The sequence below is a fragment of the Spiroplasma endosymbiont of Zeiraphera isertana genome, assembly GCF_964030805.1.
Lineage (GTDB): Bacteria > Bacillota_I > Bacilli_A > Mycoplasmatales > VBWQ01 > Spiroplasma_E.
Genome location: NZ_OZ034965.1, coordinates 1,461,576 through 1,479,549, shown reverse-complemented (window position 1 = coordinate 1,479,549; position 17,974 = coordinate 1,461,576). Strand labels below are relative to the sequence as shown.

33 protein-coding genes and 1 pseudogene are annotated in these 17,974 nt (G+C 24.8%); 25 read left to right on the top strand and 9 right to left on the bottom strand.

Annotated features, from left to right (window positions below; translation table 4 throughout):
- Nucleotides 1-86 precede the first annotated feature (86 nt).
- Complete coding sequence (locus AAHM78_RS10495; RefSeq protein ID WP_342253121.1) at nt 87-1,064, top strand: DnaJ domain-containing protein; 978 nt, start codon at nt 87-89, stop codon at nt 1,062-1,064.
- 182 nt (nt 1,065-1,246) lie between these two features.
- On the opposite strand, the gene AAHM78_RS10490 is transcribed toward AAHM78_RS10495, so the two are convergent.
- Nucleotides 1,247-1,867, bottom strand: a complete 621-nt coding sequence (locus AAHM78_RS10490; RefSeq protein ID WP_342253120.1) for an IS1595 family transposase — start codon at nt 1,865-1,867, stop codon at nt 1,247-1,249.
- Entirely contained in the window at nt 1,831-2,067 is a 237-nt protein-coding gene (locus AAHM78_RS10485) for a hypothetical protein (RefSeq protein ID WP_342253119.1), read from the bottom strand. The genes AAHM78_RS10490 and AAHM78_RS10485 overlap by 37 nt, the downstream gene beginning before the upstream one ends.
- A gap of 164 nt (nt 2,068-2,231) precedes the next feature.
- Between AAHM78_RS10485 and ftsY the strand changes: the two genes are divergently transcribed.
- From ftsY to AAHM78_RS10455, 6 genes are read left to right on the top strand one after another with little or no spacing between them, the layout of a single operon-like run.
- A complete protein-coding gene (gene ftsY, locus AAHM78_RS10480; protein ID WP_342253118.1) occupies nt 2,232-3,215 on the top strand; it encodes a signal recognition particle-docking protein FtsY in 984 nt (327 codons plus the stop codon).
- Nucleotides 3,202-3,522, top strand: coding sequence for a YlxM family DNA-binding protein (gene ylxM / locus AAHM78_RS10475; protein WP_233214991.1), 321 nt, complete (start codon nt 3,202-3,204; stop codon nt 3,520-3,522). The genes ftsY and ylxM overlap by 14 nt, the downstream gene beginning before the upstream one ends.
- Before the next feature lie 15 nt (nt 3,523-3,537).
- A complete protein-coding gene (locus tag AAHM78_RS10470; RefSeq protein WP_342253117.1) occupies nt 3,538-4,365 on the top strand; it encodes a TIGR00282 family metallophosphoesterase in 828 nt (275 codons plus the stop codon).
- Nucleotides 4,366-4,395: 30 nt separating this feature from the next.
- Nucleotides 4,396-5,382, top strand: a complete 987-nt coding sequence (locus AAHM78_RS10465; protein WP_342253116.1) for an alpha/beta fold hydrolase — start codon at nt 4,396-4,398, stop codon at nt 5,380-5,382.
- 11 nt (nt 5,383-5,393) lie between these two features.
- Nucleotides 5,394-6,569, top strand: a complete 1,176-nt coding sequence (gene metK / locus AAHM78_RS10460; RefSeq protein WP_425289807.1) for a methionine adenosyltransferase — start codon at nt 5,394-5,396, stop codon at nt 6,567-6,569.
- An 18-nt stretch (nt 6,570-6,587) separates the two neighbouring features.
- Nucleotides 6,588-6,947 carry a copper homeostasis protein CutC gene (locus tag AAHM78_RS10455; protein WP_342253114.1) on the top strand — a complete coding sequence of 120 codons (360 nt, stop codon included), beginning with the start codon at nt 6,588-6,590 and terminating at the stop codon, nt 6,945-6,947.
- 54 nt (nt 6,948-7,001) lie between these two features.
- Here the strand turns inward: AAHM78_RS10455 and AAHM78_RS10450 are convergent, their stop codons facing one another.
- Entirely contained in the window at nt 7,002-7,823 is an 822-nt protein-coding gene (locus tag AAHM78_RS10450) for an IS1595 family transposase (protein WP_342253113.1), read from the bottom strand.
- On the opposite strand from AAHM78_RS10450, the gene AAHM78_RS10445 reads away from it, so the two are divergent.
- The 5 genes and pseudogenes from AAHM78_RS10445 to AAHM78_RS10430 all read left to right on the top strand — a co-directional run bounded on the left by AAHM78_RS10445 (nt 7,801) and on the right by AAHM78_RS10430 (nt 9,834).
- Nucleotides 7,801-8,190 carry a copper homeostasis protein CutC gene (locus AAHM78_RS10445; RefSeq protein WP_342253112.1) on the top strand — a complete coding sequence of 130 codons (390 nt, stop codon included), beginning with the start codon at nt 7,801-7,803 and terminating at the stop codon, nt 8,188-8,190. The two genes, AAHM78_RS10450 and AAHM78_RS10445, sit on opposite strands and share 23 nt — an antisense overlap.
- A 357-nt stretch (nt 8,191-8,547) precedes the next feature.
- Nucleotides 8,548-8,670 (top strand): annotated as a pseudogene (locus tag AAHM78_RS17065) (transposase-like zinc-binding domain-containing protein); the annotation flags it as partial.
- Between the two features lie 84 nt (nt 8,671-8,754).
- On the top strand, nt 8,755-9,087 hold the full coding sequence (locus AAHM78_RS10440; RefSeq protein WP_342253111.1) for a hypothetical protein: 333 nt from the start codon (nt 8,755-8,757) through the stop codon (nt 9,085-9,087).
- Nucleotides 9,088-9,135: 48 nt separating this feature from the next.
- Nucleotides 9,136-9,396 (top strand): hypothetical protein, encoded by a 261-nt coding sequence (locus tag AAHM78_RS10435; protein WP_342253110.1) that lies wholly within the window; start codon nt 9,136-9,138, stop codon nt 9,394-9,396.
- A 288-nt stretch (nt 9,397-9,684) separates the two neighbouring features.
- Nucleotides 9,685-9,834 (top strand): hypothetical protein, encoded by a 150-nt coding sequence (locus AAHM78_RS10430; protein ID WP_342253109.1) that lies wholly within the window; start codon nt 9,685-9,687, stop codon nt 9,832-9,834.
- Here AAHM78_RS10430 and AAHM78_RS10425 read toward each other — a convergent pair.
- Entirely contained in the window at nt 9,831-10,775 is a 945-nt protein-coding gene (locus tag AAHM78_RS10425) for an IS30 family transposase (RefSeq protein WP_342253108.1), read from the bottom strand. The genes AAHM78_RS10430 and AAHM78_RS10425 overlap by 4 nt on opposite strands.
- A gap of 662 nt (nt 10,776-11,437) precedes the next feature.
- Between AAHM78_RS10425 and AAHM78_RS10420 the strand changes: the two genes are divergently transcribed.
- On the top strand, nt 11,438-11,758 hold the full coding sequence (locus tag AAHM78_RS10420; protein WP_342253107.1) for a transposase family protein: 321 nt from the start codon (nt 11,438-11,440) through the stop codon (nt 11,756-11,758).
- A 152-nt stretch (nt 11,759-11,910) separates the two neighbouring features.
- Nucleotides 11,911-12,627, top strand: a complete 717-nt coding sequence (locus AAHM78_RS10415; RefSeq protein ID WP_342253106.1) for an IS1595 family transposase — start codon at nt 11,911-11,913, stop codon at nt 12,625-12,627.
- A gap of 56 nt (nt 12,628-12,683) precedes the next feature.
- On the opposite strand, the gene AAHM78_RS10410 is transcribed toward AAHM78_RS10415, so the two are convergent.
- Complete coding sequence (locus AAHM78_RS10410; RefSeq protein WP_342253105.1) at nt 12,684-12,818, bottom strand: hypothetical protein; 135 nt, start codon at nt 12,816-12,818, stop codon at nt 12,684-12,686.
- Between AAHM78_RS10410 and AAHM78_RS10405 the strand changes: the two genes are divergently transcribed.
- The 10 genes from AAHM78_RS10405 (at nt 12,760) to AAHM78_RS10365 (ending at nt 15,185) form a co-directional block, all read left to right on the top strand.
- Entirely contained in the window at nt 12,760-12,978 is a 219-nt protein-coding gene (locus AAHM78_RS10405; protein WP_342255141.1) for a hypothetical protein, read from the top strand. The two genes, AAHM78_RS10410 and AAHM78_RS10405, sit on opposite strands and share 59 nt — an antisense overlap.
- A gap of 12 nt (nt 12,979-12,990) precedes the next feature.
- The gene (locus AAHM78_RS17060) at nt 12,991-13,137 is read left to right on the top strand and encodes a transposase (RefSeq protein ID WP_425289775.1); all 147 of its coding nucleotides are present in this window, start codon (nt 12,991-12,993) and stop codon (nt 13,135-13,137) included.
- A gap of 92 nt (nt 13,138-13,229) precedes the next feature.
- Nucleotides 13,230-13,352: a hypothetical protein gene (locus AAHM78_RS10400; RefSeq protein ID WP_255495881.1), complete on the top strand. Its 123-nt coding sequence runs from the start codon at nt 13,230-13,232 to the stop codon at nt 13,350-13,352.
- Nucleotides 13,342-13,524 (top strand): hypothetical protein, encoded by a 183-nt coding sequence (locus AAHM78_RS10395; protein WP_342253104.1) that lies wholly within the window; start codon nt 13,342-13,344, stop codon nt 13,522-13,524. Before AAHM78_RS10400 ends, AAHM78_RS10395 begins: the two co-directional genes overlap by 11 nt.
- 4 nt (nt 13,525-13,528) lie before the next feature.
- Nucleotides 13,529-13,651: a hypothetical protein gene (locus AAHM78_RS10390; RefSeq protein WP_342253103.1), complete on the top strand. Its 123-nt coding sequence runs from the start codon at nt 13,529-13,531 to the stop codon at nt 13,649-13,651.
- Nucleotides 13,652-13,783: 132 nt separating this feature from the next.
- Nucleotides 13,784-14,176 carry a transposase family protein gene (locus AAHM78_RS10385; RefSeq protein WP_342252835.1) on the top strand — a complete coding sequence of 131 codons (393 nt, stop codon included), beginning with the start codon at nt 13,784-13,786 and terminating at the stop codon, nt 14,174-14,176.
- A 119-nt stretch (nt 14,177-14,295) separates the two neighbouring features.
- Nucleotides 14,296-14,424: a hypothetical protein gene (locus AAHM78_RS10380; protein WP_342252839.1), complete on the top strand. Its 129-nt coding sequence runs from the start codon at nt 14,296-14,298 to the stop codon at nt 14,422-14,424.
- A complete protein-coding gene (locus AAHM78_RS10375) occupies nt 14,391-14,600 on the top strand; it encodes a transposase family protein (RefSeq protein ID WP_342252825.1) in 210 nt (69 codons plus the stop codon). The genes AAHM78_RS10380 and AAHM78_RS10375 overlap by 34 nt, the downstream gene beginning before the upstream one ends.
- Nucleotides 14,601-14,602: 2 nt before the next feature.
- The gene (locus AAHM78_RS10370) at nt 14,603-14,821 is read left to right on the top strand and encodes a hypothetical protein (RefSeq protein ID WP_342253102.1); all 219 of its coding nucleotides are present in this window, start codon (nt 14,603-14,605) and stop codon (nt 14,819-14,821) included.
- A 178-nt stretch (nt 14,822-14,999) separates the two neighbouring features.
- Nucleotides 15,000-15,185, top strand: coding sequence for a hypothetical protein (locus AAHM78_RS10365; RefSeq protein ID WP_342253101.1), 186 nt, complete (start codon nt 15,000-15,002; stop codon nt 15,183-15,185).
- A 13-nt stretch (nt 15,186-15,198) separates the two neighbouring features.
- Here AAHM78_RS10365 and AAHM78_RS10360 read toward each other — a convergent pair whose 3' ends face one another.
- Nucleotides 15,199-15,564, bottom strand: a complete 366-nt coding sequence (locus AAHM78_RS10360; protein ID WP_342254958.1) for a transposase family protein — start codon at nt 15,562-15,564, stop codon at nt 15,199-15,201.
- A gap of 329 nt (nt 15,565-15,893) precedes the next feature.
- On the opposite strand from AAHM78_RS10360, the gene AAHM78_RS10355 reads away from it, so the two are divergent.
- Entirely contained in the window at nt 15,894-16,166 is a 273-nt protein-coding gene (locus AAHM78_RS10355; protein WP_342252841.1) for an IS1/IS1595 family N-terminal zinc-binding domain-containing protein, read from the top strand.
- A 13-nt stretch (nt 16,167-16,179) separates the two neighbouring features.
- Here AAHM78_RS10355 and AAHM78_RS10350 read toward each other — a convergent pair whose 3' ends face one another.
- From AAHM78_RS10350 to AAHM78_RS10340, 3 genes are all read right to left on the bottom strand, one after another.
- Nucleotides 16,180-16,545, bottom strand: coding sequence for a transposase family protein (locus AAHM78_RS10350; protein WP_342255140.1), 366 nt, complete (start codon nt 16,543-16,545; stop codon nt 16,180-16,182).
- Nucleotides 16,546-16,704: 159 nt separating this feature from the next.
- Nucleotides 16,705-17,421: an IS1595 family transposase gene (locus tag AAHM78_RS10345; RefSeq protein ID WP_342253100.1), complete on the bottom strand. Its 717-nt coding sequence runs from the start codon at nt 17,419-17,421 to the stop codon at nt 16,705-16,707.
- A gap of 118 nt (nt 17,422-17,539) precedes the next feature.
- Entirely contained in the window at nt 17,540-17,950 is a 411-nt protein-coding gene (locus AAHM78_RS10340) for a transposase family protein (RefSeq protein ID WP_342253099.1), read from the bottom strand.
- Between the last annotated feature and the right edge of the window lie 24 nt (nt 17,951-17,974).

The following is a 17,974-nucleotide window of genomic DNA, read 5'->3' as shown; positions in this document are numbered from 1 at the left end:
TTATTTGAAAATTAAATATAGTTTTTAACTCATTACTTTATTTTAAAGTAAATGGGTTTTTATTTTGAAAGGAGAAAAAAAGAAATTTGAAAGATGAATCATTAATTTCTAATTATTATGATATATTAAATGTATTACCAACAGCATCAGTAGCAGAAATTAAAAAAAAATTCAAACAGACTGCTCTAAAAACTCACCCAGATAAAAATAATAATCCTCAATCAAAACTTAAAATGCAAGAATTGAATGAAGCAAAAAGAATATTAACGGATGAAAACTTAAGAAAAGTTTTTGATCAAAAACTTTTTATTTACTTTTTACAAAATGGTAATAATAAGGTAGTTATTTATTTTATTAGTAAGAAAATAAATAATTTAAATATAAATGAAAAAGATAATTCTGGTAATACTCCTTTACATTATGCATGTTTTCATAATTTTTTAGAAACTGCAGATCTATTAATTAAATATGGTGCTAATATAAATGCCAAAAATAATAGCGATAATACTCCTTTACATTATGCTATAATGGGTAATGCTGATTTAAAATTTATTAATTTATTAATTAATAAAGGTGCTAATTTTATTGAGAAAGATAAAATGGGTAATGATAGTTTATCTTTTGCCAAAGATTTTTCAAAAGATAAGAAAGTTTCTAAATTTTTTTTAAAAAAAATGCAAAAATTAAGAATAAAACAAAATCAACAAATCTTATTAAATATAACTAAAATAATTACTAATATTGAAAGAGAAATTATCAATATTGAAAGAGATATTGCACATTTTGAACAGAAAAAAACAAATTCAGTATTAAATTATATTATTATTATTTTTACTTTTGGTTGTGTTAATAAGAACAAAGATATAAATAAGGATATTTTAATTAAGACTGATCAACTTAAAAATTTATTATTAGAAAAAGAAATTGCTAATAATGAGAAACATGTATTTGAAGAAAAAATAAAGCGATTAAGTTTTAATAAAACTAAAAAAATAAATGCAATGGATTTACAAAATCAACCTTCAACAAGTGGATATAACCCATCAAATTCATCATGTATTTAATAAAACAAGTTAAAAGATTGCAAAAGCAATCTTTTATTTTTAGCTAAAATCAAGAAAAAATGATTGATATTTTTTTGATTTATTATTAAATTAAAATAGGCTTTTCTCCCTTTATGTACTATTTTTAAATTTTATCACATAAATGCTGAGAAAAGCCTATCTACGGACTTCTCCCCACATTTTTAAATCAAACATAACATTACAGTTTCAAAACTAGGTATATTGTTGAATTTATATGCCGATTCTTTTGCGTATAAATGAACATGATGTTTTTCAACTTCGATATGTGTTTTAAATGTTCGTCTGATGTGCTTTCATGCCGATTCAATCTGGTTTATGTTTACACCAGTTTTTGAAACATAACCATCTTGATGGTTAACTGTTTCATGCTTAGTGAAAACTGATTTAAAATGGCGATATCCTTTTCAAGAATCAGTATGTACATCACACTTTGAAGAAATGTGGTTTCTTGCAAATTGCAAAAGATTTTTTTGATTTGCATTTTTCAACACTTTCACAATTAAATTATTGGTTGTTTTTTCATAAATCCCAACAATCAAAGTTTTATTTTTTAAGGATCTTCCTTGTTTTTTAAAACCCATATGTGAAAGATACATTTCATCCATTTGCACTATGCCCTCAACAATGAATTGAGGTTCTTGTTTTGCAATTGCACTTCGGATTTTATGACCCATTCTTCAAGCAGTTTTCAAAGTTACTCCCAATTCTTTTGCAACATCAGTTGATGGAATTCCATGTTTGGTGTTTATTCATCCAAAGATGAGATAAAACCAAGATGTCAAAGGTGTTTGTGACTTGTAAAAATGGTGTCATGAAGAATACTAAATGTTTGATGACATTTCAAACATCTTATTCTTCTTAAATCAGCAGTATTCAAATTTGTTCAAGAACACCTCATACATTTGTTTTCCTTCAAACTTGCTATATATTTCAAACAATCTTTTTCTGTTTGAAATATATTGTTGAACTCATTCAATTTCATTGTTTCCTCCACAAGTACATGTGGGGAGAAGTCCGTTAAAATATAATAAATTACTTATTAAATAAAACTTTTAAATCGTACTATTAATATTTTAATAAAATTAAAGTATTAATGTCATAAATAACTAGTTATTTATTGGTATAATAAACAATGTAGGTGAAAATATGGCATTTTTTAAAAATTTAAAGACAAAATTATTTGGTCAAAAGACAACTAAATATGATCAGGGCCTTAAAAAGTCAAGAACATTATTTGCGTCTAAAATTAAAGCATTAGCAGCGCGTTATCATCAACTTGATGAACAATATTTTGAAGAATTAACCGAAGTATTAATTTTAGCAGATGTTGGATACAAAATGGCAGAAACTATTACTGATGAAATTCGTCATGAAGCTAAAATTCAAAAATTAACAAAACCAAAAGATATTAATGATATTATTATTGATAAAATGTTTGTTATTTATACTGATGGTCAGTTGGTTTCTACAAGATTAAATTTTAGTAGTAATAATATTTCGTTATTTTTAGTTGTTGGTGTTAATGGTAATGGTAAGACAACATCAGCAGCTAAATTAGCAGCTAAATTAAAAACACAAGGTAAAAAAACAATTCTAGTTGCTGCTGATACTTTTCGTGCTGGTGCAGTTGAACAATTGCAAATTTGAGCAGAAAGAATTGGTATTACTTGTTATTTAGGAACACCAAAGCAAGATCCAGCTAGTGTTGTTTATGCTGGAATTGAAGCAGCTAAATCTGAAGGTTGTGATGTTATTATTGTTGATACAGCAGGGAGATTAGAAAATAAAGTTAATTTGATGCAGGAGTTAAAAAAGATTAATAAAATTATTACTCAGAAATTAGGACATGAAGCTAATGAAACATTGTTAGTAATTGATGGTACAACTGGACAAAATGGTATTAATCAAGCGCAAGAATTTATGAAAATTGTTTTTTTGACTGGCATTATTTTAACAAAAATGGATGGCACTGCTAAAGGTGGCATTATTCTTGCTATTAAGGAAGAATTAGATATTCCTGTTAAATTAATGGGTTTTGGTGAAGGTATTAATGACTTGGAAGAGTTTGATTTAGATAAGTATATTTTTAGTTTAACAAGTGATTTGTTTGTGGAGTATGAAAATGAATAGTTTAGAAAAACAAGTTTTATATTATAGTTTATTTGCTTTTTATAATACATTATTAACAGCAAAACAAAAACAATATTTTACAAATTACTTTATTGAGAATTTATCTTTACAAGAAATCGCTGATTTACAAAAAGTATCACGAACGGCTGTTCATGATAGTCTACAAAAAGTTATTATTTTATTAAATAAATATGAAAGTAAGTTGCATCTTTATGAAAAATATAAACAACGACAAGTAATATATGAAAAATATACGGAAAAGTATAATTTTATTAAAGTTTTACAAGAAATTGATAAAATAGAATAAAGCAGGTGGAAATTAATGAAAATTTTAATAATTGGTGATATTTACAGTATTGTTGGTAGACAAATGGTTAAATATTGAATTCCTAAAATAAAAAAGGAATATGAAAATCAATTTAAGATTGATTTAGTAGTTGCGAATGGTGAAAATACTACTCATGGTAAATCATTATGTAAAAAACACTATGATGAATTAAAAAATGCTGGTATTGATATTATTACTACCGGTAATCATATTTTTGGTCATCCTGATGTTGCTAAGTATATTAATACAACTCCCGATTTATTGCGTCCTTTAAATTATAATCCTTATCATCCAGGTAATGGTACAATTTTAGTTAAAGTTGGTAATAAAAAAGTACGTGTAACAAACTTAATTGGTCGTACTTTCATGGATAAATCTGATAATCCTTATTTTGCTCTTGAACAACTTATTATGATTGATAAACAAAATAGTGAAGAAAAAAGTGACATTCATATTATTGATTTTCATGCTGAAGCAACAGCGGAAAAGTTATCTTTTGCTTGAAATTTTGATGGTCAAGTTACTTGTGTGGTAGGGACTCATACTCATGTTCAAACAGCAGATAATCGTTTATTAACAAAAGGTACTGCTTTTATTAGCGATGTTGGAATGACAGGTCCGTTTTATTCTATTATTGGTGCTAAAGCTGAAGAAGTTATTATTCGTGATAAAAAAAGTATGCCGGCAAAATTTAGTCCAGCTGATGGTGAAGGTCAATTTTCAGCTGTTTTATTAACTATTAATGATGAGACAAATAAAGCACAAAAAATTGAACGTATTTTTATTCATCCACAAGCACCTAATTTTAAAATTTACGAATAATTACAAATATAGGAAGGGACTAACTTTAACATGATATGAAACAATGCTAATTTTTTTACTGATAAAAATGGTTTATATTCGATTTTAATTGGGATTAGTATATTAATTATTTTAATAATTTTAAGAATTTTATTAATGGCAAAAATTAAAGATAATGTTCATGTACAGCAAGCTGCTGAAATACGAGAAAAGGTAATTATTTTACGTGATGGTTATGAAGTAAAATTATTTAAGCAAATGGTTGATAAAAGTACAGTAATTATTATTGGTGCTCATGGCTTGCAAGGTCAAAAAGATGATTTTAAATTATTAAGTTCTTTTTGTAAAAAATCACAACTATCTTTAATTACTTATGATCGAAGAGGTAATGGTAAAAATGGACAAGATTGAAAATTTAAATCATTAGGTACTGATATTAATGATTTAAAAGATATAATAAGTGCAGTAAAATCTAAATATCCTAATCAAAAAATTATTGTTTTTGGTGAATCATTAGGCGCAGCTATTGCCAGTCATGCTGTTAAAAATAATTCACAAGTATCAGCATTAATTACTAGTAATTTAGTAACTAAAAAAAATCTTTATCAATTTTCATTAAGTTTTATTATTTGTTTTTGTTTTGCTTTTATTTTTAATTCTAATATTCAAATGCCAATCTATGTTGAAAATCAAGATATTTCTAGTAATAATGCTCATATTACTAATATAAATCAAAGATATAGTAATCGTCAAAATTGATCATTACGTTTTTTACTACAATTTAAAAAAATTAATAAAAAAAGTATAATGGAAATTAGTAATTCAAAACTTCCAACGTTAATCTTGCAAAGTGCTGATGATGTATTTAGTGATTTTCATCAACTTAAAATTAATAAAAAATATTGGAAGAAACATCATAGTTATGTTTTTATTTTTGATGGTAAACATGCTTTAATTAATGAACCTAATATTAAAGATATATTTGATAATGAAATTATGCCATGAATTACAAAAAAAAATTTACTTGAGAAAGGTTAAAAAATATGAAATTAATACCTAATATTACCCATCCTCTTTTTACTAGTGAGTCTGTGGCTCCTGGTCATCCTGATAAGATTTGCGATCAAATTGCTGATGCAATTTTAGATGCTTTTTTAAAACAAGATCCACATGCCAAAGTAGCATGTGAGGTTTTTATTACTACAAATTTTGTTTTAATTGGTGGTGAAGTTCATAGTCATGCTCAAGTTGATTATCAAGCAATTGCGCGAAAAGTTATTACTGAAATTGGTTATATAAATGATAAAATTGGATTTAATGGTTTTACTTGTGAAATTAAAGTGTTAATTCATGAACAATCACCTGATATTTTACAAGGTGTTGAATTAAAAAATCATCAAATTGGTGCTGGTGATCAAGGAATAATGTTTGGTTATGCATGTCAACAAACATCAGAATATATGCCATTAGCAATTGTTTTAGCACATGAATTAATTAAACGAGCTACAAAATTACGAAAGGAAAAAAAATTTAAGTATGCACTTCTTGATATGAAAGCGCAAGTTACTATTGATCAAGAAGACCCTAAAAATTTAAAAATACATACTATTTTAATGAGCATTCAACATCAAGCAAATTATGATGAAAAACAATTTAAAACATTTATTCATAAAGAAATTATGCAATATATTGCTAATAAATATCATTTAAATATTGATTTTAAATATTTAATTAATCCAACTGGTAAATTTGTAATTGGTGGACCTGCTGGTGATACTGGTTTAACAGGAAGAAAATTAATGGTTGATACTTATGGTGGAGCTGCTTGTCATGGTGGGGGAGCTTTTTCAGGAAAAGATCCCACTAAAGTTGATAGAACGGGTGCTTATTATGCTAGGTATATTGCTAAAAATATTGTTGCTGCTAACTTAACAAAGATTTGTGAAGTACAATTAGCTTATGCAATTGGAACTCCTGAACCAATTGCAATATTTGTTAATACTCATCAAACTATTATTTCCGGTTTAACAGAGGCAAAATTAACAGAAATAATTTATCAAGTCTTTGATTGTTCTGCTAGTGCTATGATTGATAAATTAGAGTTATTTAAACAAAATTATCAACAATTATCAACTTATGGTCATTTTGGTAGAAATGATTTACAATTACCTTGAGAGAAATTAGATAAAGTTAGTTTATTGAAAACTTATTTATCAAAAAAATAAGATGGGGAGAGATATTTTGTGTTTTTAGAAGTAATAGCTACATCTTTAAAAGATATAGAAAAAATTAATAATTCTTTAGCTAATCAAGTTGAGCTTTGTACTGCTATGGAATTTGGTGGTTATACTCCAAATTATGAATTGATTGCTGAAGCATGTAAAATTTCATTGAAACCAGTAATGGTTATGGTTAGAAATCATAATAATGGTTTTAATATTACTGATAATGATTTTAAAATCTTTAAAAGAGATATTGAATTTATTAAAACAACTCATGCATCAGGTATTGTTTGTGGTATTTTAACTAAAGATAATAATATTGATGTTGAAAGAATGAGTGAAATTATTAAAGGCTTTTCTCCCTTTATGTACTATTTTTAAATTTTATCACATAAATGCTGAGAAAAGCCTATCTACGGACTTCTCCCCACATTTTTAAATCAAACATAACATTACAGTTTCAAAACTAGGTATATTGTTGAATTTATATGCCGATTCTTTTGCGTATAAATGAACATGATGTTTTTCAACTTCGATATGTGTTTTAAATGTTCGTCTGATGTGCTTTCATGCCGATTCAATCTGGTTTATGTTTACACCAGTTTTTGAAACATAACCATCTTGATGGTTAACTGTTTCATGCTTAGTGAAAACTGATTTAAAATGGCGATATCCTTTTCAAGAATCAGTATGTACATCACACTTTGAAGAAATGTGGTTTCTTGCAAATTGCAAAAGATTTTTTTGATTTGCATTTTTCAACACTTTCACAATTAAATTATTGGTTGTTTTTTCATAAATCCCAACAATCAAAGTTTTATTTTTTAAGGATCTTCCTTGTTTTTTAAAACCCATATGTGAAAGATACATTTCATCCATTTGCACTATGCCCTCAACAATGAATTGAGGTTCTTGTTTTGCAATTGCACTTCGGATTTTATGACCCATTCTTCAAGCAGTTTTCAAAGTTACTCCCAATTCTTTTGCAACATCAGTTGATGGAATTCCATGTTTGGTGTTTATTCATCTAAAGATGAGATAAAACCAAGATGTCAAAGGTGTTTGTGACTTGTAAAAAATGGTGTCATGAAGAATACTAAATGTTTGATGACATTTCAAACATCTTATTCTTCTTAAATCAGAAGTATTCAAATTTGTTCAAGAACACCTCATACATTTGTTTTCCTTCAAACTTGCTATATATTTCAAACAATCTTTTTCTGTTTGAAATATATTGTTGAAGTCATTCAATTTCATTGTTTCCTCCACAAGTACATGTGGGGAGAAGTCCGTTATTAAATTAGCAAAGCCTTTAAAAATAAATTTTCATCGTGCTTTTGATGAAATTTTTAATAAAAAACAAGATTTAGAACAGTTAGTAAAATTAGGTGTTACTACAGTTTTAACTTCTGGTGGTCAAGATAATATTGTAAATAATATTAATAAATTTAAAGAATTAAAGAAATTAAATTTACCAATAAAAATTCTTGCTGGTGGTGGAGTTAATTTAGAAAATATTAATGTTTTATTAAGAAATGGTATTAATGATATTCACGTTGGAAAATGTGTGCACGAAGATAATAATTTTAATAATCCTATTAATTATCAATTAATGGGCGTATAAAGTTAATGGTTAGATTTAAAAAGAAGTTAAATGAGAGATAATACTCTCATTTTTTAATTGTTGAACAATTATAATTAATTATTTTATTGAACCAGCACTTTATTAAAGTAATTAATTATTCCATAACTAAATAAAAAATTATTTAGGCTATTGTGTTGGAATATTCTTTTAATTTTCACAAAAAATCTTGATATTACTTTTAATTTAAAATTAAAAGTAATATTTTTATATCAGGGGTGATTTTTTGTGACTAATAATGAATTAATTGATGTTTTAAAAAACAAAAAAGATGAATAATTTATAAAAATTATTAGACATTTTAAAAATAGAATTAAACAAATTGAGAAAAAATAAAAATTAGATGCAATTGATAAAAAATTTAAAGAAAAAGGAATTCAATGTCCAAATTGTAAATCTTATTGATGTGTAAAAAATGGTTTTAAGAATAATAAGCAAAAATATTTATGCAAAGATTGTAAAAGTAGCTTTGATGCTTTAAGAAATCATTTTTTACATTGAAGTCATTTATCTCATGAACAATGAGATTGAATAATTTGATTGTCATTGTTATGTCAATCTGCTTATACTATTTCTCAATTTGCTAAAATTTCAAAAACATCAGCATGATTTAATCGTCAAAAATTTATGAAATCATCACAATTAGCAAAAACACAAAAACCATTCACAAAATTAAAAGGTAGAATTGAAATTGATGAAACTTTTATCAAAGAAATTCATAAAGGAAATTTAAAAAATCCAGATGATCCAAGAAAAAAATGAATTGAAGAAAATGCTAAAGATTTAAACTGTTGTATTGAAATGGCAATTGATGAAAATAAAAATATTTATGCTCAAACAACAAATACTAAAAGATTAACAAAAAAATGAGTACAATAAAATTTAACATCTAAGCTTATCGAAGAAAAATCAATTATAGTTTGTGATATGCAAATACTATATGATACAGTAGCTAAACAAACAAAATGTACTCTCAAGAAATTTAAATCAAAAGAAAATAAAGAATTAAATTATAAAAATTTAAGTAATATCAGTAAAATACAATCCAGTTTAAAAGAATTTATTACTCATTATCATGACATTGGATTTACCAATATTCAAAATTACCTCAATTTATGAAAATTTAAATACCAACATTATAAAATATCACCTTATGCAAAATCTGAAGCATTATATTTCAGTTTGTAAAAAAAATAAATCCCAAAATTAAATAAAATCAAATTTTAGGCCGGGTTGATGATTTTTTTTATTTCATCAAGAGTTTTTTTGAAAATTAAAAGAATATTCCAATAGTAATTTTTTTGTTGCTCTTTGAAAATTTCAGAAATTTTGGTGCCCTTCCCCTAGAACCCCTACCCTCCAAGGCTTATGCTACTTACAGTAGCATAAGCCTTACGTATAGTAGATAAGTAGTTAGTAGTATATAAGCCTTTTATCACTGTAGGTGATAAGGCTTATACATAGAAAGGATTTGTAATGATTAATGTTAATTTAGATATTAAAAATAAAATGAAAGAAACAACTAAAGGTATGTTATTAGAAATTGGTGAATATGAAACATGATTTCCTATTAAAGATACTATTATTGATACCTGAGTTGTAAATATAAATGGGACAGTTTTTTAAAATAATTGTATTAAATCTATTGGTCTTTTATAAGAGAGCGATTTTCTGGGTGTAGAATTAATTTGAAATGCTATAAAATTTAAATCTTTTTGTTTATATGAAGATAGATCTGTAGATTTTGGTAAATATCTTCTTAAAATACCATTATTATTTTCATTTAAACCCCTTTGGCAAGGTTTACCAGGATCTGCAAAATAAATTTTGACATTACAAATTTTTTCGATTAATCTTCATTTACTAAATTCTTTACCACGATCAAAAGTAATGGTTTTAACTGTTCCTTTTTGTAACTTTGAAATAAATTTTATTATACTTTTCGTAATATTTTCTGATTTATGATTTTGAGTTACTAAAGGAATTGTGGTTTTTGATCATATATCAGCCAAAGTAATAATAGAACTTTTATGATCTTTGCCAATGATAGTATCACCTTCTAAATGACCAAATTCTTGTATATTTTTAATATTAGGAATGATTAAATTTCTTTCATGAATAGACTTACAATTATTAATTTTGCCCCTAGTTTCTTTTTGTTTGTGAGATTTATTTTTGCCTTTTCTCAATAAGTTATTTTCATCAAAACCCATTCGATTTGTTTTAAACATGTTATATAAAGTTTTTGTCGAAATACTTTTTATTTTATTTTCCTTTAAAAAGTTAGCAATTATATCAAGAGCATACTTTTTAGTAATTAACAAATGATTAATACTATTAATTTCTGTTAAAGTTAAAATTATTAATTTTCTGCCTGCATTTTGTTTATTTTTTTGAAATTGATTCAATATTTCTAATGGCAATAAGTTTTTATTTAATAATCTACAAACTCTATGTACGGTTGATTTACTATAATCAACAATTTTTGCTATTTTACGAATCGAAAATCCATAATTTTTATATTCTTTTATTGCTATTATTGATTCAATACTCAGATACTTATACATTGCGCTAATTCCTTTCTTTTCTTAATTATAGAACTAACACAATTTAATTTTTATATAAGTGTCCTTTTTAATTTTACAATTAAAGATACAAAAAATAAAAAAATAGCATTAAAAATAATTGAAGATTTTTATTATAAATTAAGGAAAAAATCAATAACAAAAGATATTGAAAGTGTTAAAGGTAGTGATATTTTAAAATATATTTAAAATATTGCAGATATTACTACAAATGAAAATGAATTAATATCTTGTGAATTTTATGAAGAATATAATGGTTATTATATTTTTAAAAATGATAAAAATCAAGAATGTTTTAAATATAACATTACATGAGAACAAGATATGAAAAGTTTTAAAATCAATAATCCTTATAAAGAAAATGATAAGCCAATTAATTATATTGTTACACCAATGAAAGATATAAATACTCATAATGAAAAAATATTTTATTTAAAGTATTAAAGGACATTAATATGTTATTAAATATTGAAAAAATAGAATTAATTCAAAATTTATGTAATAGACTTGGTGCAAAACCTTTAATTTTAACAATTTAACGATTATTATTAATATTAAAGGTGATAGTTATTATGTTGAAAAAATATAAAGATGATCAATAATTTTATAGTTTAGTCGGCATAAAGCCACAAACATTTTATAAAATGCTTGAAATTTTAAAAATTGCTGAGTCTAAACAAAAATATTATGGTGGTAGAAAAAATAAAATTGTAATTGAAGAGCGTTTATTAATGACTTTAGAATATTGAAAAGACTATAGTAGTTATAGAGTTATTGCAAAAAGATATAATATTAGTCATACTAGTTGCATTCGTAATATTTTTTGAATTGAAAATATTTTAATAAAAAGCGGAATTTTTAATTTACCTGGAAAAAAAGATTTAACAAAAAATAAAGGTACTAATAATAATTTGTTAGCTATTGATGCTACTGAAACTCCAATTGAAAGAATTAAAAAAAACTAAAATTACTTTGGAAATTATCCCCACATGTACTAGTGTGGAGGAAAAAAATGCATTGAAATGAATTCAATAGCATATTTCAAACTGAAAACGATTGTTTGAAATATATAGCGAAGTTGAAAATAATGAAATGCATCAGGTGTGCTTCTTCTAGTTTGAATGCTTCTGATTTGAGAAGAATACGATGTTTGAACTGTAACCAAACATTTAGTATTCTTTATGGAACCATTTTTTATAAGTCACAGACCCAAATGACATCTTGGTTTTATCTCATCTTTAGATGAATAAACACAAAGCATGGCATACCAGCAACCGATGTTGCAAGGGAATTGGGTGTGACCTATAAAACAGCTTGAAGAATGTGTCATGAAATCAGGACTAGAATTGGAAATCAAGATGCAGGTTTCATTGTTGATGGCACAGCACAGATGGATGAAATGTATATTTCACATTTAGGTTTTAAAAAACAAGGAAGATCCTTGTTGAATAAAACTTTGATTGTTGGAGTTTATGAGAAAACCAGCAACAAACTAATTGTGAAGGTGCTGAAAAATGCAGATGAAAAAAACCTTTTAAGATTTGCATTGAAACACATTTTTACTGAGTGCTGTCTATTTACGGATTCTTGGAAGGGATATGTAAGTTTCAAAAACTTCTATCCCAAACATGAAATCGTAAATCATGAATTTGGGTATGTGTCACCAACAGGTGTAAACACAACCCAGATTGAATCAGCATGAAAGCACATCCGACGAACTTGCCGAACACACATAAGAGTTTCAAAGCACAATATTCATTTATATGCAAAAGAATCAGCATATAAATTCAATAACATACCTAGTTTTGAAACTGTAATTTTGTGTTTGATTTAAATACATGCGGGGATAATTTCATAGGTAGGCTTTTATCTCCATTTATGTGATAAAATTTAAAAATAGTACATAAAGGGATAAAAGCCATTACTTTTTTCAGGTAAAAAGAAACATCATTCTCTCAAATCCCAAATAATTATTGATATTTCCAATGGAAAAATTATTTCAACTGCTTTTTGTTTTGGAAGCATTCATGATTTTAAATTGCTTCTAAAATCCAAAACTTTTATTCATCCAGAAAAACAAGTTTTTGTTGATTCGGGTTATCAAGGTATACAAAATATTCATAAAAATACATTTTTGCCATTTAAAAAAAGTAAATACAATCAATTAACACCAATTCAAAAATAATACAATAAAACTTTAAGTAAAATTAGAATTAAAATTGAACACGTATTTGCTAAACTAAAACGTTTTAAAATTTTAAGTTTAAAATATCGCAATAAAATACGAAGATTTGCATTAAGATTTAATTTAATAGCAGGAATATATAATTTTGAATTACCTTAGTTTTGCACCAAGTCTAATGAAAAATTACTTAAAAATAAAAAAAATATTGAAATACAAGAAATATTAAAAATTATAGAAAGGGATTAATAATTATGGAATGTAGAGAATATAGAATTAAAGGTTCATGTGATATTTGTCATAAAAATTCATCATATGGAAATAGAACTTGTAATAAATGTTTTTATAAATTAATAGGTGAAAAAAATGAAATGTAATATTCATAATGAAAAATATATTTGAATTAGTGACATAGATAATAGTTATTATTGTAATAAATGTATAGATGAAATGATTGAAGAAGATATGTATTTAACATCAAATAATTGAGATTACTTATATGAATATTATATTAATGAATTACAATTAGAAAATTTTAAAGGAGTGTAATAATATGCAAAATAAAGGTTTTCAAGATATCAAAAATGATTTACAAATATTTTTTCAATATATTGAAAATGGTAAATATGGTGAAAGAATTAAAGAATTATTTATGATAGAAGAAAGTAGTGAATAAATATGGTAGCAGCACCTAAAAAGAAACCAGAAGATTTAATGATAAAACAAATTATTGTTCATTAGACTTGGTGCAAAACCTTTAATTTTAACAATTTAACGATTATTATTAATATTAAAGGTGATAGTTATTATGTTGAAAAAATATAAAGATGATCAAGAATTTTATAGTTTAGTCGGTATAAAGCCACAAACATTTTATAAAATGCTTGAAATTTTAAAAATTGCTGAGTCTAAACAAAAATATTATGGTGGTAGAAAAAATAAAATTGTAATTGAAGAGCGTTTATTAATGACTTTAGAATATTGAAAAGACTATAGTAGTTATAGAGTTATTGCAAAAAGATATAATATTAGTCATACTAGTTGCATTCGTAATATTTTTTGAATTGAAAATATTTTAATAAAAAGCGGAATTTTTAATTTACCTGGAAAAAAAGATTTAACAAAAAATAAAGGTACTAATAATAATTTGTTAGCTATTGATGCTACTGAAACTCCAATTGAAAGAATTAAAAAAAACTAAAATTACTTTTTTCAGGTAAAAAGAAACATCATTCTCTCAAATCCCAAATAATTATTGATATTTCCAATGGAAAAATTATTTCAACTGCTTTTTGTTTTGGAAGCATTCATGATTTTAAATTGCTTCTAAAATCTAAAACTTTTATTCATCCAGAAAAAAAGTTTTTGTTGATTCAGGTTATCAAGGTATACAAAATATTCATAAAAATACATTTTTGCCATTTAAAAAAAGTAAATACAATCAATTAACACCAATTCAAAAAGAATACAATAAAACTTTAAGTAAAATTAGAATTAAAATTGAACACGTATTTGCTAAACTAAAACGTTTTAAAATTTTAAGTTTAAAATATCGCAATAAAATACGAAGATTTGCATTAAGATTTAATTTAATAGCAGGAATATATAATTTTGAATTACCTTAGTTTTGCACCAAGTCTATTGAAATAAAAGAAATATTAAACATTATAGAAAGAGAGAATTAATTATGTTGAATTTAAAAGAAGATAAAAGAATGTATTTAAAATATGAAGAAATTGAAAAAATATTTGGTTCATGTGATATATGTAATAAAAATTCATCATATGCCAATAGAACTTGTAATAAATGTTTTTATAAATTAATGAGTGATAATGATGAAATATAATATCCATAATGAAAAATATATATGATTTTCTGAATTAGAAAATACATATTATTGTAATAAATGTATAAATGACATGATTGCAGAAGATATGTATTTAACAAGTGATAATTGAGATTACTTAGAAGAACATTATATTAATGAATTACAATTAGAAAATTTTAAAGGAGTGTAATAAATAATGACACAATTAGAATTACAAAATGCAAGAAAATTAATAGAGAAATTTGAAGAATTACAAGAAGAATTTAATAGTAAATATGAAGAAATAGAATTTGAAATCGATAATGATGCTGATTTAAAAATTAGTTGTGATTATTTTAATTATAAAAATGTAAATCAATTAGAACAAGTAATTATTGATTAGACTTGGTGCAAAACTAAGGTAATTCAAAATTATATATTCCTGCTATTAAATTAAATCTTAATGCAAATCTTCTTATTTTATTGCGATATTTTAAACTTAAAATTTTAAAACGTTTTAGTTTAGCAAATACGTGTTCAATTTTAATTCTAATTTTACTTAAAGTTTTATTGTATTCTTTTTGAATTGGTGTTAATTGATTGTATTTACTTTTTTTAAATGGCAAAAATGTATTTTTATGAATATTTTGTATACCTTGATAACCTGAATCAACAAAAACTTGTTTTTCTGGATGAATAAAAGTTTTAGATTTTAGAAGCAATTTAAAATCATGAATGCTTCCAAAACAAAAAGCAGTTGAAATAATTTTTCCATTGGAAATATCAATAATTATTTGGGATTTGAGAGAATGATGTTTCTTTTTACCTGAAAAAAGTAATTTTAGTTTTTTTTAATTCTTTCAATTGGAGTTTCAGTAGCATCAATAGCTAACAAATTATTATTAGTACCTTTATTTTTTGTTAAATAGACTTGGTGCAAAACCTTTAATTTTAACAATTTAACGATTATTATTAATATTAAAGGTGATAGTTATTATGTTGAAAAAATATAAAGATGATCAAGAATTTTCTTTTAATTTTCACAAAAAATCTTGATATTACTTTTAATTTAAAATTAAAAGTAATATTTTTATATCAGGGGTGATTTTTTGTGACTAATAATGAATTAATTGATGTTTTAAAAAACAAAAAAGATGAAGAATTTATAAAAATTATTAGACATTTTAAAAATAGAATTAAACAAATTGAGAAAAAAGAAAAATTAGATGCAATTGATAAAAAATTTAAAGAAAAAGGAATTCAATGTCCAAATTGTAAATCTTATTGATGTGTAAAAAATGGTTTTAAGAATAATAAGCAAAAATATTTATGCAAAGATTGTAAAAGTAGCTTTGATGCTTTAAGAAATCATTTTTTACATTAGACTTGGTGCAAAACTAAGGTAATTCAAAATTATATATTCCTGTTATTAAATTAAATCTTAATGCAAATCTTCGTATTTTATTGCGATATTTTAAACTTAAAATTTTAAAACGTTTTAGTTTAGCAAATACGTGTTCAATTTTAATTCTAATTTTACTTAAAGTTTTATTGTATTCTTTTTGAATTGGTGTTAATTGATTGTATTTACTTTTTTTAAATGGCAAAAATGTATTTGTATGAATATTTTGTATACCTTGATAACCTGAATCAACAAAAACTTGTTTTTCTGGATGAATAAAAGTTTTAGATTTTAGAAGCAATTTAAAATCATGAATGCTTCCAAAACAAAAAGCAGTTGAAATAATTTTTCCATTGGAAATATCAATAATTATTTGGGATTTGAGAGAATGATGTTTCTTTTTACCTGAAAAAAGTAATTTTAGTTTTTTTTAAGGCTTTTCTCCCTTTATGTACTATTTTTAAATTTTATCACATAAATGCTGAGAAAAGCCTATCTACGGACTTCTCCCCGCATGTATTTAAATCAAACACAAAATTACAGTTTCAAAACTAGATATGTTATTGAATTTATATGCTGATTCTTTTGCATATAAATGAATATTGTGCTTTGAAACTCTTATGTGTGTTCGGAAAGTTCGTCGTATGTGCTTTCATGCTGATTCAATCTGGTTTGTGTTTACAAATGTTGGTGACACATACCCAACTTCATGATTTACGATTTCATGTTTGGGATAGAAGTTTTTGAAACTTACATATCCCTTCCAAGAATCCGTAAATAGACAGCACTCAGTAAAAATGTGTTTCAATGCAAATCTTAAAAGGTTTTTTTCATCTGCATTTTTCAGCACCTTCACAATTAGTTTGTTGCTGGTTTTCTCATAAACTCCAACAATCAAAGTTTTATTCAACAAGGATCTTCCTTGTTTTTTAAAACCTAAATGTGAAAGATACATTTCATCCATCTGTGCTGTGCCATCAACAATGAAAACTGCATCTTGATTTCCAATTCTAGTCCTGATTTCATGACACATTCTTCAATCTGTTTTATAGGTCACACCCAATTCCCTTGCAACATCGGTTGCTGGTATGCCATGCTTTGTGTTTATTCATCTAAAGATGAGATAAAACCAAGATGTCATTTGGGTTTGTGACTTATAAAAAATGGTTCCATAAAGAATACTAAATGTTTGGTTACAGTTCAAACATCGTATTCTTCTCAAATCAGAAGTATTCAAACTAGAAGAAGCACACCTGATGCATTTCATTATTTTCAACTTCGCTATATATTTCAAACAATCGTTTTCAGTTTGAAATATGCTATTGAATTCATTTCAATTCATTTTTTCCTCCACACTAGTACATGTGGGGATAATTTCCTTTTTTAATTCTTTCAATTGGAGTTTCAGTGGCATCAATAGCTAACAAATTATTATTAGTACCTTTATTTTTTGTTAAATCTTTTTTTCAAGGTAAATTAAAAATTCCGCTTTTTATTAAAATATTTTCAATTCAAAAAATATTACGAATGCAACTAGTATGACTAATATTATATCTTTTTGCAATAACTCTATAACTACTATAGTCTTTTCAATATTCTAAAGTCATTAATAAACGCTCTTCAATTACAATTTTATTTTTTTTACCACCATAATATTTTTGTTTAGACTCAGCAATTTTTAAAATTTCAAGCATTTTATAAAATGTTTGTGGCTTTATGCCGACTAAACTATAAAATTCTTGATCATCTTTATATTTTTTCAACATAATAACTATCACCTTTAATATTAA